Annotated in this window: 13 protein-coding genes; 3 read left to right on the top strand and 10 right to left on the bottom strand. The window is 65.0% G+C overall.

The window, feature by feature from the left end; translation table 11 throughout:
* Positions 1-30 precede the first annotated feature (30 nt).
* The 3 genes from AB0J58_RS13415 to AB0J58_RS13405 all read right to left on the bottom strand — a co-directional run bounded on the left by AB0J58_RS13415 (position 31) and on the right by AB0J58_RS13405 (position 2,761).
* The gene (locus AB0J58_RS13415) at positions 31-429 is read right to left on the bottom strand and encodes a hypothetical protein (RefSeq protein WP_364214487.1); all 399 of its coding nucleotides are present in this window, start codon (positions 427-429) and stop codon (positions 31-33) included.
* A gap of 251 nt (positions 430-680) precedes the next feature.
* Positions 681-1,988, bottom strand: coding sequence for a histidine kinase (locus AB0J58_RS13410; protein ID WP_364214484.1), 1,308 nt, complete (start codon positions 1,986-1,988; stop codon positions 681-683).
* Positions 1,989-2,107: 119 nt separating this feature from the next.
* Positions 2,108-2,761: a response regulator transcription factor gene (locus tag AB0J58_RS13405; protein WP_364214481.1), complete on the bottom strand. Its 654-nt coding sequence runs from the start codon at positions 2,759-2,761 to the stop codon at positions 2,108-2,110.
* A gap of 385 nt (positions 2,762-3,146) precedes the next feature.
* On the opposite strand from AB0J58_RS13405, the gene AB0J58_RS13400 reads away from it, so the two are divergent.
* Together AB0J58_RS13400 and AB0J58_RS13395 are read left to right on the top strand one after the other, a co-directional pair.
* Positions 3,147-3,632, top strand: coding sequence for a DUF6609 family protein (locus tag AB0J58_RS13400; RefSeq protein WP_364214478.1), 486 nt, complete (start codon positions 3,147-3,149; stop codon positions 3,630-3,632).
* A 471-nt stretch (positions 3,633-4,103) separates the two neighbouring features.
* Positions 4,104-4,664, top strand: a complete 561-nt coding sequence (locus AB0J58_RS13395; RefSeq protein ID WP_364214475.1) for a GNAT family N-acetyltransferase — start codon at positions 4,104-4,106, stop codon at positions 4,662-4,664.
* Positions 4,665-4,832: 168 nt separating this feature from the next.
* Here AB0J58_RS13395 and AB0J58_RS13390 read toward each other — a convergent pair whose 3' ends face one another.
* Complete coding sequence (locus AB0J58_RS13390) at positions 4,833-5,738, bottom strand: hypothetical protein (RefSeq protein ID WP_364214472.1); 906 nt, start codon at positions 5,736-5,738, stop codon at positions 4,833-4,835.
* Positions 5,739-6,218: 480 nt separating this feature from the next.
* Between AB0J58_RS13390 and AB0J58_RS13385 the strand changes: the two genes are divergently transcribed.
* Entirely contained in the window at positions 6,219-7,445 is a 1,227-nt protein-coding gene (locus AB0J58_RS13385) for an MFS transporter (RefSeq protein WP_364214469.1), read from the top strand.
* 26 nt (positions 7,446-7,471) lie between these two features.
* Here the strand turns inward: AB0J58_RS13385 and AB0J58_RS13380 are convergent, their stop codons facing one another.
* The 6 genes from AB0J58_RS13380 to AB0J58_RS13355 all read right to left on the bottom strand — a co-directional run bounded on the left by AB0J58_RS13380 (position 7,472) and on the right by AB0J58_RS13355 (position 13,793).
* Positions 7,472-7,768: a hypothetical protein gene (locus AB0J58_RS13380; protein ID WP_364214466.1), complete on the bottom strand. Its 297-nt coding sequence runs from the start codon at positions 7,766-7,768 to the stop codon at positions 7,472-7,474.
* A 56-nt stretch (positions 7,769-7,824) separates the two neighbouring features.
* A complete protein-coding gene (locus AB0J58_RS13375; protein ID WP_364214464.1) occupies positions 7,825-8,301 on the bottom strand; it encodes a hypothetical protein in 477 nt (158 codons plus the stop codon).
* Between the two features lie 463 nt (positions 8,302-8,764).
* Positions 8,765-9,694, bottom strand: a complete 930-nt coding sequence (locus tag AB0J58_RS13370; protein ID WP_364214461.1) for a hypothetical protein — start codon at positions 9,692-9,694, stop codon at positions 8,765-8,767.
* Positions 9,695-10,306: 612 nt separating this feature from the next.
* The gene (locus AB0J58_RS13365; protein ID WP_364214458.1) at positions 10,307-11,386 is read right to left on the bottom strand and encodes a nucleotide disphospho-sugar-binding domain-containing protein; all 1,080 of its coding nucleotides are present in this window, start codon (positions 11,384-11,386) and stop codon (positions 10,307-10,309) included.
* A 128-nt stretch (positions 11,387-11,514) separates the two neighbouring features.
* The gene (locus tag AB0J58_RS13360) at positions 11,515-12,741 is read right to left on the bottom strand and encodes a radical SAM protein (protein ID WP_364214455.1); all 1,227 of its coding nucleotides are present in this window, start codon (positions 12,739-12,741) and stop codon (positions 11,515-11,517) included.
* Between the two features lie 668 nt (positions 12,742-13,409).
* Positions 13,410-13,793: an HAD-IA family hydrolase gene (locus AB0J58_RS13355; protein WP_364214452.1), complete on the bottom strand. Its 384-nt coding sequence runs from the start codon at positions 13,791-13,793 to the stop codon at positions 13,410-13,412.
* Positions 13,794-13,912 lie beyond the last annotated feature (119 nt).

Raw genomic sequence — 13,912 nt, 5'->3', positions numbered from 1 at the left:
TTCGTCGGTGCAGTTCGGGGTCATCCGGGGTCATTCCGCGTCCGTGCCAGCCGAGGGCGTACCGCGCAGGTCCGTCTTGCGGCCGTCGCGCAGGACCTTGACCTCGCGCGGCACCTCGACCCTGAACCGGGCCGAGCAGTCGGCCCACCCGGAGCAGTCGGCCCGCAGGTTGAGCGTTTTCCCGTCCAAGGACCAGCTCGACGACGGATTGGTGCCCTTCACGTCGAACCAGAGGGTGACCTTGATGTCCTTCCTGTCCGCCGCGACCAGGTCAGTCGGGGTTTCGTGCGCCCGCACGTCCAGCGTCCTGCCGCTGAACGGGAAGGTCGTCTGGTGCGGTGTCGCTTTCGAGGCGTCCGCGCAGCCGGTGAGGGCCGCCGCGGCCACGAACGCCACCAGGGCACACGTCATCGTCTTGCGCGTAATCATCAGATCCTCCGATGCGTGGGGATTGGGCATCCCGAGCAGGATCCGGCCTCTCGGCGCTCGGTGACATCTGCCGTTCGGCAGATATCCGGCGCCTTCCCCGTGCCCGTGCCGCTGGAGGCGCGGCACGCGTTTCTGCGGGTCCCCGCCCCCCTGATCGGACCTGAAGCGTCACAGCGCGCGGAGGCGCGGGACATGTTTCGGCGACGGACCGCCTCCGGTGGCCCGGCGAGTCCCCGTACCCCTGGTCGGACCTACGGCGTCACGGCGCGCGAAGGGGAGTCAGGGCCGACGGTCGTTCCCGTCCGGGCGTTCGGCACCGGTAGAACCGCTCTGACCTGCCACCCCTTCCCATGGCGGCCGGTGGTGAGCGTGCCTCCGATCGCCTCGACCCGCTCGGCCAGGCCGATCAGGCCGGTACCCCCGCCAGGCCGGTCTTCCCCCGTCAACGCCTGCGGACGATCGCGCCGATCGCCGCCCGCCCCTCCCCGCCAAACCGCGAGGACGCCCGCACCGGCCACGCCGTCGTCGACGACGGACACCTCCAGTGCGGGATCGGCGGTACGGACGGTCGAGACGAGCACCCGGGTCGCCGAGGACGCGTGTCTCCGCACGTTGGTCAGCGCCTCCAGCACCACGGCGTAGGCGGTGCTTTCGATCTCTCGCGGCAGCGTTCCGGCCGACTTCTCCGGCCGTTCGCCGTTCGGATCATCGGCCGGTTCTTCGGCCCGCTGGAGTTCGGCCGGGATCCCTCCCGTCGCGGAGAACCGGCCGACCAGGTCGGGCAGGTCCGCCAAGCCGTACACCCTGGTCGGGGGCGGCTCCGCCGAGGCTCGCTCGTCCGGGTCGCGCAGCGCGCTCACCATGTGGTCCATCGACGCGAGCGCCCGCAGCCCGGCCTCCTCGATGCGTACGGCGAGGGCCCGCGCCCCCTCCGGATCCTGGTCGGCGAGTTGCGCCGCCTGGGCCTCCAGCACGATGCCTGTGACCTCGTGGGCGACGAAGTCGTGCAGGTCCCGGGCCACGTCGAGCCGCTGGGCCCGGCGTGCCCGGGCCACCGCGCGCACCCGCCGGTCGTCCAGAGACCTGAGATACAGCGCGATACCGGCCACCCCCGCCACGAGGAAGAAGGACATGAAACAGAGGAGGATCGACGTCTCCGCCGTCGGATTGGGCATGCGCAGCGTGAGGCGCAGGGGCAGTTCGAACGTGATCGCGACGCCCAGGGATGCCCCGATCACCGCCGCCTGCCATCCCGGCAGCCGCCGTACCACCCTCCCGAGAAGGAGCAGCAACGCGCACATCTCGACGGGAAGCCAGAGCCCGACGAACTGGTGCCGTCCCTGGTAGACGAATGCGACGGCGAAGGAGAGCACCGCGACCGCGACCGCCGCCCCGGCGAGCGTGATCCCCCGGTACGGCCAGCGCGACAGCGCGGCGGCCATGGCCAGCGTGGCCGAGCAGGCGACGACGAGCGCGCTCGGAGGCGCGAGTACGGCCGGGATCGGCACCATCACGACGACCATGGCGCACAGGAGGAAGCGGATCCGGCTGCGAGTCATGAATGTGAGCGTACGCAGCGCCACGGGCCGGCATTGTCTTGATATTCACCGTCCCGGCTGGGGACCCGGCCATCCCGTATCGTCTCGACGCCCCGCATCGCCTTGCATCCAGGGCCCTGTCATCGGGGACGGGCGTAGCCCATCTCCCAGGCGCGTACGGCGATGCCGACCCGGTTCCGCACGCCGAGTTTGCGCTGGACGCTCGCCACATGGGTCTTGACGGTGCCGGGCGAGATGAACAGCTCGGCGGCGATGTCGGCATTGGTCTTGCCCTCGGCCACCTGACCGGCGATCTCGATCTCCCGCTCGGTCAGCGGCTCGGTCAGCGGCTCGTGCCCCGGTCCGGATCCGGTGACGTGCTTCAGCAGTCGCACCGTCACGGACGGGCTGATCAGGCTGTCCCCCGCCACGGCGGCCCGGACCGCCTCGATCAGGAGGGCGGGACCCGACCGTTTGAGCAGGAACCCGGACGCGCCGTGGCGCAGCGCCGGATAGACGTACTCGTCGAGGTCGAAGGTCGTCACAACGACGACACGGACCGGAGTGGCCACGTCGGGACCGGCGAGCAGCCTGGTCACCTCCAACCCGTCCATTCTCGGCATCCGGATGTCGACCAGCGCCACGTCCGGCTGGAACCTCCGGGCCATCTCGACCGCGGTCACCCCGTCGGCGGCCTCGCAGACGACCGCCATGTCCGGCTGGCTCTCCAGGATACGGCGCAGGCCGCGCCGCACCATCTCCTGGTCGTCGGCGATCAGAACACGTATGGTCATCCGCTCATCCTCCCAGCCCCCTCTCACCGCGCCGCCGTACGAGGCGCCGGGACACGCGCGAGCCGTGGCCCGTCCGGCCCTCTCCGTCGGCCCTCCCTGACGCCCGGGTGCGTACGGTGACGCTTCGGGGCGTCGATCTCGTCGAGAAGTCGGCCTGGGAGATGCGGCCGGCCGCGTCGGCCGGGGCCGTGGTCGAAGTCCCCCGCCGGGCAGCTCGGATGCCTCCGGCCCGCGCCGTACGACCGGCGGATCTCGCAGATGAACGTCAGGCCGGCGGCCCCAGCATTGATCACTGTTCTGCGATAATGCCTGATCTTTACCTTTGGGGAAGGTTAGAGCCTACATGATGTCAATTGTCGTATCCGTCGCAGATCATCCATATCCGTTGATCCGCGGAGGCGGCCTCTTCCTCGTCTTCGTCGGCCTGGGCTTCCTGGGAAGCTGGGCGTTCAACAAGTACTGGATCCAGTTCCTCATCGGCGGTTTCATCACGGGATTCGCCGCGAGCGGCCTCAGCGCGCTGCTTCCGAGCCTCGGCAGCCCGTCGTTCGCGCACATCGCCGGGCTCGTCGGATCCTTCGTCATCGAGGCGGGCCTGATCTACCTGGTCCTCACGAAGAACAAGGACGCGGACGAGCGGACGCTGATCCTCAGCATCCTTTTCGTCGTCGGCCTGCACTTCCTGCCGATGGGCCTCGCCCACGGCCCGCTGATCACGATCCTGGGCGTCCTGACGGCGATCAACGCGTTCGTCGGACTGCGGCTGGCGCGCGAGGTGCCCACCCCCGTGTTCGGGGTCGTCGACGCGATGCTCAAGCTCGGCTTCGGCGCCGTGATGCTCTTCGCCTACCCGGCCCTGACCTTCGGCTGACGTCACCCGCGGGTACGGGGATCCCGGCCATGACAGGGATCACATGACCTGGAGCCGACGCGCGTACCGGCCAGGCGGGACATCGTCTTCCCGTCCGGCCCGGGTGCCGGATCCCCGGTCCCGCTCGATCGTCCGGTAGACGCTGTTCCGCCTCGGTGACGCGCCGGTCGGCTGAGGTGTTTCACCATACGAAAAGGGTCCCGGAAGCCATCCGGGACCCTTGGGCGTTCCCCGGGTCGCCTTCCGTTCGCGTACCGCCCGGAAAGCCCGGAACGACCCGGGAAAACCCCTTAAAGATCATTGCACGATATCGGTGGAGTGGTGACATATGGCTACTTCCGGCCATCTGCGGACCTCAGGCCCGAACAGCGATCATCCCGTAGCCGGAGCGCCCCCGCCGGAGGCGGAATCGTTGGAGGGTCCCACCTTCCTGCGTGCGGTGTTCATCAGACGGCCTGAGAGAATCGGCCGGTGGTTTCGCTGACGACTGAGCGGCTTCTCCTGCGTGGCTCGAACGAGGACGATATCGATCCGCTCGCCGCGATGAATGCCGACCCGGAGGTCATGCGTTACATAGGCGATGGGGCAGTGTTGCCATCGGATCGCGACCGGACCGCGGCTGGAATCGCCCGTGCGCAACGAGAATGGGAGGAACGCGGCTTCGGCATGCTCTCCGTGGTCGTGCGGGAGACCGGGCAGTTCGCCGGGTGGGTGGCGCTGACGGAGCCGACCTTCCTTCCCGAGATCCTTCCGGCGGTGGAGATCGGGTGGCGTCTGAGTCGCCGACACTGGGGGGTCGGCTACGCCACGGAGGCCGCTGGGGCGCTGCTGCGATTCGGGCTCATCGACTGCGGTCTCGATCGCGTGGTCAGCATCCGGCATGTCGACAACCTTCGCTCCAAGCGGGTCATGGACAAGATCGGTATGCGGTTTGGGCTCGAAACCGTCGTACCTGCGCACGGTCGGCCTGTCGCGGTCCACGAGATGACCCGTGCCGATTTCGATGCCTCCGAGATGACGACGGCCTACTAGTGTCCTGCGCCTGAGATTCGGCAGAAGTGGGCGGCCGCGCCAATCTTGACAAACATACGTTCCAGATCCGACGGGGATCGTCAGCGGGCGGGCGGCGGCATCAGTCCGCCGAACCCGGGCCGGCGCCAGTTGATCAGGCGGCCTCGTGCCGTCGTGGTAGCGGTATCGCTATTCCCTCGAAGGGAAACTCAGGTCGATGAGGGCGCTGGGGCGAGGCAACGTTCCGGTCAGGGAGGATGCAGCGGCGACCAAGGCGGGGCGCGGGGCCGAGACATGGCCGGCATGGTCAGCGGCGTGCGAATACTGGCTGAGGACAGCGGCGAGTCGGCCGCCAGAGAGTGGCCAGTTGGTGTGGAGCATGAGGGCCTGGCCGAGGTCGTCGAGGCGAAACTTCCAGCTGATCTTCGTGTTGCCGGCGGCTGCCAGAGATCGGCCGCCGACCACAGCACGAAAGGTGGGTGACACGGCGTGGAGCTGGTTGAACGTGATCGTACCCTGGTAGTAGGTGGCTTTCTTTCGCGGGCCGTACTTGGAGGGGCGCTTGGTGGTCGCTTTGGCCAGCAGCGTCTTCAGTGTGGTGGGCTCGAACAGATTGATCGGCTGATCCCCGTAGGCGGCCGTCGCGGCGCTCCGCGCGCCTGCCTCCGCCCACGTCTTACCTTCCGGTATAACCGGTTCGTACAGCTTGCCGGACCGGTAGAGCCGCCCGTTGACCGTGATCGAACGGTTGGGCTGTGCCTCCGCGGCCACCTTCTCCGCGTTCCAACGGCCTTCCGCCATCTGGTCCCGCATCCGGCGATGGGGGCGGAGGGTGCGGGTCATGTCGGCAGCACCCACTCCGACGCCACCGAGGCGGACGGTGCCTCGCTGTTCCACGGCGAAGATCTCCAGATTGTCGGCCAGCAGGCCGCCCAGTTCCACCACCCGCACCGCGTGCCGCTTGGCGATCTGCCCTTTGAGAGATACGAGCGGGTCAACGGCGGCCTGGGCGGGCGCGGACAGAGTGAGCGGTAAGACGACAATCGAGCTTGCGGTGACAAGGGCTATCCAGAGTCTCCTGCGCGTCTTCGTCATGATCGGGAAGTATCGCAGTCCTCACCGACATCGGCGGTACCTCTTGGCCCCGTGATACCGACCGCTGACGACGCTTCATCCGCGCTGGGCCCGTGTGAAATCGGGACAGGGCGGCTGGCCGGACGGGGGTCCGCACAGGCATCTCCCTGCCACTCGTCGCCCGCGCGGTGCCGACGCGCACACCAGTGCGTCGGGCCGTACCGCGTTGTTGTTCTGCGGCCCGGCGCGTCGGCTCTGGTCTCGGCCGAGCACATCAAGACGGTTCGGCTTTTCGCGACCTGGCGCGTACAGATCGAATATGCGACCGCCTTCCTTGTGGCTCGCTGTGGCTCGCTACCCGCGAGGCAGGGTACGACGTGGCCTGCTGCTTCTTCCCCTGGGGAACGCGATGCCAGATCGTCGACCCACCTGTCGTGACCGTCCGGCACAGCGCGAAAACGCATTGCCGCACACCCCCTCGATCCGTATGGTTTTGCGCTCGTGATCGCAGTGGTGGAGAGGGTCCTGCCTGGCCGGCTGGGGACAGGGTTCAGGTGGTTGCTGGCGTCGAGCTGGCTGACGAATCTCGGTGACGGGGTCGCGGCCGCCGCGGGCCCGCTGCTGATCGCGACGTTGACTCGCGATCCACTGATGATCTCGCTGTCGGCCCTGGTGGGTTGGGCGCCGCCGCTACTGTTCGGCCTGCATGCGGGCGTGCTGTCGGATCGGTACAACCGGCGTTGGATCGTCCTCGTCGCGAACGCGGTGCGAGCCGTGGTGCTGGCGGCGCTCGTCGCGCTCATGATGACCGGCACGGTGACCGTGGTGACGGCGCTGGTGGCGCTCACGCTCCGGTCCATCGCTGAGGTGTTCGCCGACAGCGCGACGACCACGCTGACGCCCATGATGGTCAGCAAGGACGATCTCGTCATCGCCAATGCCCGCCTGGGCACGGGGTTCATCACACTCAATCAGCTCGCCGGGCCGCCGATCGGCGCTGCGCTGTTCGGCCTGGGCTTCACCTGGCCGTTCGCGGGCCAGCTGCTCCTGGTGGTGGCGGGGATCGTCCTGGTCTCCCGGATCACCTTGCCGCCGCACGGCCAACAGGCCAACGATCCCAAGCCCGACACTGTACGGGAACTCATCGCCGGGTTCAGCTGGACCATCCGGCACGCGGCGGTCCGCACGCTGGCGCTGACGATCCTGATCTTCAACTTCACCTTCGGTGCGGCCTGGTCGGTTCTCGTCCTCTACACCCGGGAGCAGCTCGGCCTCGGCGCCATGGGTTTCGGCCTGATGACCACCATCGGCGGGATCGGCGGCCTGATCGGCACCGGCCTGTACGGGGCCATCACCCGCAGGGTGAGCCTCGGCGCCCTGATGCGGATCGGGCTCATCATCGAAACGTTCACCCACCTGGGCCTGGCCCTGACCCATTCGCCGTGGGTCGCTGGAGGCATCTTCCTGGCCTTCGGCGCGCACGCGTTCATCTGGGGCACGACTTCGGTCACCGTCCGCCAGCGCGCAGTCCCGAGCGAACTGCAGGGCCGGGTGGGCAGCGTCAACACCATCTGCGTCTACGCCGGTCTGGTGGTCGGCTCGCTGATCGGCGGTTTCCTGGCCACCCACTTCGGTGTCGCGGCGCCGTTCTGGTTCGCCTTCGCCGGCTCCGCGGTGTTCGTGGTGCTGCTGTGGCGGCAGCTCATGCTCATCGCCCACCACGACTGAGGCCTTGGAGGCGCGACCAGCCGGCATCACTCTTGGCTGCCCCGGATGTCCGTGCCGTTGGCATTACCGCTACCGCCCCGACGATGCTCGGCCACCTTAACCTGCGGACCACCCAGGGCTAAGTCAACCCTTCCGACTCCGGCTTCCGCGACGAAGTCGAATCCGAGGAGGCTCTCGCCCGCGGTGAGAGACTCGGGAACCTGATCATCAACCATTACTACCACCGGCTCACCGGCCCTGCCGCCGCGCAGACCAAGACCCGCCTGGCGGAGTTCGAGAGGAAAGTCCAGTTCAACGACCCTAAGCGCTATATGGATTGGCACGACCCGCACGTTTGTCTTGGACTGATGTACCCCTACCCCACCGAACCCGGGTCGATTCAAGGCAGATGCGTCCTGAGATCCATCCAGCGTTCGATCCGCGTCCGCACCGGTCCCGCCGTCAACCGATCAGCGACCAGCTCCATGGGCTTGATCAGGTTCTTGCAGGTGCGCAGAGCCTGCATCTCATGCCGCGGCGCGGCCCAGTCCGTCGCCCACTCACGCGCCTGCTCCAGGCTCAACGGCGGAGCCTCCAGAACGTCCACGGCCAGCCGATCCGGGCTCCACCACGGATCACCGTTGGGCCCAAGGCCGGCGATGAGCAACGCCCGGAGGTTGAAGCGCCGCACGTTCAAATCCTGCGTGGGGCAGCCGGCCCTTTCGAGCCCGTCGAGTGCGGCGAAGGCGACCCGCGCCCAGATCCGTCGCTCCTCCCCTCTATCGCGCTCCTGCGCGTAGAACAGGTTGGCCTGGTACACGCTCAGCCACTGGTTGATACGGTCCTCGGCGAACTCGGCACCGCCATCGCTCTCCATGTTCTACTATCCGGCCTCCGACATGAAAGGTGGTACGTAGTAACCCGGGCCGGCGACCAGGACGTTGTCGAAACAGGTATAGCGCTCGCGCTCTTCTTCGTCAGCGTCCTGACCCGGAACGATGGGACGCCCCAGGCCGATCGACAATTCCGGGACGGTACAGCTGCAGCCGTCCTCCTCGATTTCGAAGCGCTCCCGCCAGCAGTTTTTTCAAGGGGGCTGTGTTCCAAGCGGAGACAGGGCCTCTCACCAGGGTCGCCGCATCTTCCAGTATCTCGACCGCCGAAGATCATCTGCGCATATCCCGCAACGACTATTCATCGACCTTGGCGTGCCTGGCGCGCTCTCGCAGTCTGCGTAGGCGGCGGTCGTACTGACCGGCGTATGACCTCTCGGCCTTGTTGACCAACCGGTTCTGCGGGGAGGAACCTGCGGGTACGCCCAAGGCATGGCTCACCAGCCGTCACTGCCAGGCCCGCTCCACGGCCAGCAGGCGTGCGGCCTCCGTCTCGGTCGCGTCCCGGACCGTCAGCAGTTCGCCGTCCTCGTCGAGCACGGTCACAATCGCGGAGACCAGCACCTCGTTGTGGGAGCCGTCCTCACTCTCGATCCGCCGGTCGACGCTGAGGACACCAGGCTCGTTCTCCCTCACCGACCGCCAGAGCCGGGCCCGGCAGGTCGCGCCGGTGTTGGCTCTCAAGGGGCTCCGAGGATCTTCCGCGTGCCGCCTGAGGATCGTGAAGGTGGGTGCAGTGTCGGGATTGAGCTGCCTGGCGATCCGGGCACGGGTCCGCCTGAGGGCGGCGGCCTCCCTGTCCTCGTTGTTGGGATCGTCGGCCGTGTTGGGCTCTGGCAGGTCGGGCTGACGGCGCAGGGCCAGCCAGTCTGTGGCGGGAACGTATGCGGACGGCCGGGGCGCCGCCGTCGTCCTCTCCGGCCGGGCATGCAGGACGGGGTCGAAGACGTCCCGGATCGGCCAGAACCGTAGCAGCACATGCTCGGTCCGCGGATCCTCATAGAACTCGTGGCCTTTGCCCCAGACGGACGGGACCCGGTAGGTGCGCAGGCCGTACAGGAAGTACGAAGGCCCCAGCAGCAGCCGGTCAGGCCACGCCTCACTTCCCACACTGACGATTCCCGAACCGGTGAGGTAAGCGTTCTCACAGGTCAGCACCCAAGGAGCGTCAGCCGCCGGTGGTTCGGCGTCCCAGACCTCCACGCGTACATCAGCTCTACCGTGAGTGATGTCGCATTCGATGTCCAGGTAATTCGACACCCTCAGGTGTGGATGGGAGATCGCGAAACCGTCCAGATGCGGCCCAAAGTCGCCCATATAGAAGTGTCCATACTCGACGTCGTCCTCATAGTTGATCTTCCGCAGCACCTCTGCCATCGGTCGTCCTCCTGACAAGTGCAAGCCCATAGGAGGACCGACGGTAATCCTCAGGACCGACAGACCTGAGAGACTTTCGGGACCGGAGCATGACTACTAACGGCCTGGACCCGGTTCAAGACGTAGAAGGGCTGGGTTGGAGACCTGCAGAGAGCCGACAGCGCTACCGTGATCTGCACTTCGATCTGCGAGAACATGCCAAGATCCATCCCGCGCGTATCCAGTGAGCGGCGATACACGCCTGCTCAGGGCGGCATCCCGCTGGCATGGACCGGAAACCCAAAGAGGCCTCTCGCGGGGCCTCTGAGCTGCTGTAACAGCTGGTAGCAGATGATGGGTAAACCCATCATAGGCTGAGCCGACGGTTTTACAGACCTACCGCGAAAGCCCGCTGATCAGCAGAAACGTGTTTCCCGGTAGGAGTTTCGGCATGTATTCGGCACCAGGCCTAGGGCGCGGGGCCATCTGGCCCGCTTCAGCGAAGGAGGGGCCCCGCCGCACCCGCCCGGGTGCGGCGGGCGCGGCAGTGTACGGCGGCCGTCTATGCGATGGAGCCGGTCCAGAGCTTGACGGCGGCGGCGTAGACCCCTGCCACTGCGCCGAGTTAATACGTCAGCGTTGCCGGCTGACCGGGAGTTTCGTCGAGCCTAGTCGCTCCAGTAGATCCGCAGCCAGAGTTAGAGAATCTACCGCCGCGAACTCCCTCTGCATTGACTCGGCTGCAATGGCATAGCTCGGGGCGGTGGTCAGGGCCACCACGTCTCGTTTCAGGCAGGCTACGGTGAGGGAGTCGGTCTCCGCGACCACACCGATGCCTGCGGCCAAACATCGCGCCGCGATATCCGTGGTTCCGCTTCCATTTGGTAGTAGCAAGAGTGGGACCCCATGGAGGATGGCGGAAAGCACTGCAGTGGAATGACCGGTCGTAATAACCGCTCCGCACCGGGGAAGGACGACGCTGCTGCAGATCTTCGGGCGGACGAAGAAGTTCTCCGGCCACATCTGAGGTATGGCGCCGTCCATGTTGGCAATGTCCATGACCACACGTGTCGCCGTCCCTGAGAAGGCTTCGACCACGATATCCAGAAATCTTGGGGAGTCGAAAGTTCTACCCTCTTGAACGTAGAGACACGCGTCAGACTCTATCTCGACGAGCCACTCCTCAAGATCAGGTTGCGACTGAGATAGCGGTTCGACAGCGGCGCCAATGGCGTGTACCCGCGATGGCAGATCCTCTATATTTCCCTCCAGCACCGGTAGGCTCCTTAGCAGGAACAGATCGCCCTGGAGTGGCGTCTCCTCCGCGCCCGGATCGAGCGGAGGGAGTGTGAGCCTTTCGCGAACTGCGTTGAGCCGTGCGACGATCTCTCCGTGTCGCCAGCGACTCTCGTTCCTGTACACCCAAGGGCCTGCCCCCTGGCGATTCGGGTACATCCACGCCGCCAGACCGATGACAGCGAGTGGGATCGCCATGACTTCGCCCATGACGTAGGGGCCGATAGTGAGTTGATGCCCTATCAGGACGTCTGGTTCAAAATGCTGCACCGCATCCCGTATGTAGGCGCACTGCAGGATGGCCCTATCGGGCTCCGCCCATGTCCTGACCCCGAAGCCAGTGGGTCGGTCCGCCGCCACCGGGATATAGGCGAGCCCCTCCTGCTCCAGCCATGCAGCCGCAGACGGCTCGGACACGAACGAAATTACGTGCCCGCGAGCGTCGAGTTCTCGCGCGATGGCGATACTGGGTCCGACCGAGCCGGGGTTACCGTGCGTGCAAAAGAGGTATCTCATATCAAGGAGCGCGCCTCGTCCTCGACTTGTTAGGTTCCGCGCCGCGCGGAACAGCCCGAGCACGCCGAACGGATAGTCATGGAAAAAGCGTGCTCTTGCATGCTTGGGGTAAAGATATCACCACTCTCCCCGTAGTTCACGGCAAAGCACCCGCCTCTAAACTCGTCGGCGACCCCACGCTCGGCGCACGCGGATTCGAGTTTCTCGCAGCCCACGATGTCCATGCGGTTTCGGATGTGCGTCAGCCCGTTCCAGACATCCCCCAGCTTCGAGACGAGCCTCGTACTGCTGAAGCCCATAATCTTGGAGCACGGCGATATCTCGCCATCCACCGTCACAGCAATGCTGCTCCGTCCAGCCTGGCATCCGAAGAACGCGTCGGTTTCCTCTTCATCAAACTCCTGGATCACCAGATCGTCACGGCCACCGTCCTTGTACCACAGGTAGAGCCTGCTGAGTTGCGCTCCGTACTCACTGATCTGCTCGTCAGACCAGGGCACACCCGTGGCGTGACCGATGAGAAACTGATTCACTCCCAGTTCGTAGAGGCCAACGGCGTCCTCGAAAAGCGTCCCGACGTTCTCAGGCATGATTGTCATCTTGACCCCGATCCACGGCTGGAACGTCTTGAGAAGACGCATTGCCTTCAGTGACCGATCAAAGGTACCGCGACCTCGTCGGTCAAGGCGGAAGCGGTCATGTGCTCCCCGTAAACCGTCGATGCTCAGCAGCACCATGATTTCGTGTTCGGCGCAGTACCCAGCGATCTCTTCGTTGATGCGGACGCCGTTCGTAGTCATGTCGAACTTGACCGTCTTACCCGCTTGTGCCGCCTTGGATTCGGCGTACTGCGTGGCGTAGCGAACGCCTGCAAAATTTAGGGTCGGTTCCCCGCCGAAGTGGGTGACCTGCAGCACTTTCTCATCACCGGAGTAGTCCAGGAGGAGATCTATAGCCGCAACCGCCACGTCCGGAGGCATCTTACGATACCCCAGCATATCTTTCTCGAAGCAGTACTCACAGGCAAGATTGCAACCCTCGGTGTGCACCAGTTCGAGTTGATTTAGCGGAGGGAAACTTTGCGAATTTATATTCAGCACCGATTCATAGATGAAGCCGGTGGCAGCTTGTACCGAAAGCCCTAGGCTCTCACAGAGAGCATCGCGGAGCATCCCAACGTCTGGATCACTGCTCAGCAAGACCGACCGTGCATACTCCAGCGGATTGACCGGACAGTGATCGGTTGGTGAGTCCATGAGTAATCGTCCCATCGAGGAGTAGGTTGCTGGCCAACTACTGGAGCATTCATCGACTCAACCGCAAAACCATTTTTCGTATGGCCTAACCGTTAGCCGCCACTCACACCCTAAACGCGCGGACTACTCGTCTTGAAGGCGGAGGTCGTGCACCGGAATTTACTGCAAGTAAATTCTCCCCCCGTGCACTCGTAGTCTCCACATTTGAATCTCTGAGAAACCCCAAGGCTGACCGAAAGACCAATTTCGTTCGCAATCATATCGCTAAGCTCACCGATCTTTTCGGCGATGCGAGGATCCATGTCTGCCATTTCTACTCCCGGCGAGTCGAGATCAGCATGCAGAACAAACAGCACCCGAATGGATATTCGGAAATACAGGTGCGTCCCGCATCCGCAAACTCTTGATACCCACTTTACGGCAGACCTAGCCCACTAGAGCACTGGTCGTGTACGATTACTTGAACGACGCTATAGCATTTCTTAACTAATTCCGCGAAATTAGGGTTTTTCGATGAATAAGCCACAGCTTCCGGGTTTCCCATTTGTTGCTGTGGCATGGGTATGACGCAGGAGACGGTGGGCCTCTGGCGGCGAAGTTTCAGGTGATCTTCCCGCATCTGGATGAGCGACAGCGTCGGCTGCTGATGGGGGCCGAGGTCCAGGCTTCTACAGGGCAGTGGCCAGTTCTTCCATACTCGTCACAACCACGTCAGCACCAGCCGCCACGAGCTGATCCGCCTTATCCGGCTTGTTGGCGTAGCCCACGGCGGTGATGCCCGCGCTCTTGGACGCCTGCATGTCGGTTACCGAGTCACCGACCAGGAGCGAGAGCGCTGCATCCGCGCCGAGCTGGTCGAGTGCTTGCCGGACGAGATGAGTGTTCGGCTTCATGAACCCCGGGTCAGGGTCCACCCGGGCCGAGATGAGATCAACGGCCGTTAGAAGGCCGTGTGCCTCCAAGAATACGGTGACAGCGGCTACCGAGTTGTTGCTACTGAGGTTGAACTCGTGGTGTCGTAGGTTCTGACGTGCCTTGATTGCCGGGTACACCGACATCATGAGATACGCACAAGGCGGAGGACTGTCCGCCGAGCGAAGAGCGTTCCGCGAACGACTGCGGCTTCAGGCGTCCGAGAGATTCGCCCGCAACGAATCCAGCACGGCCATCG

It is taken from the genome of Streptosporangium sp. NPDC049644 (assembly GCF_040675205.1).
Taxonomy (GTDB): Bacteria; Actinomycetota; Actinomycetes; order Streptosporangiales; family Streptosporangiaceae; genus Streptosporangium; species Streptosporangium fukuiense.
The sequence above is the reverse complement of the archived record's forward strand: the minus strand, read 5'-3'. Positions and strand labels throughout refer to the sequence as shown.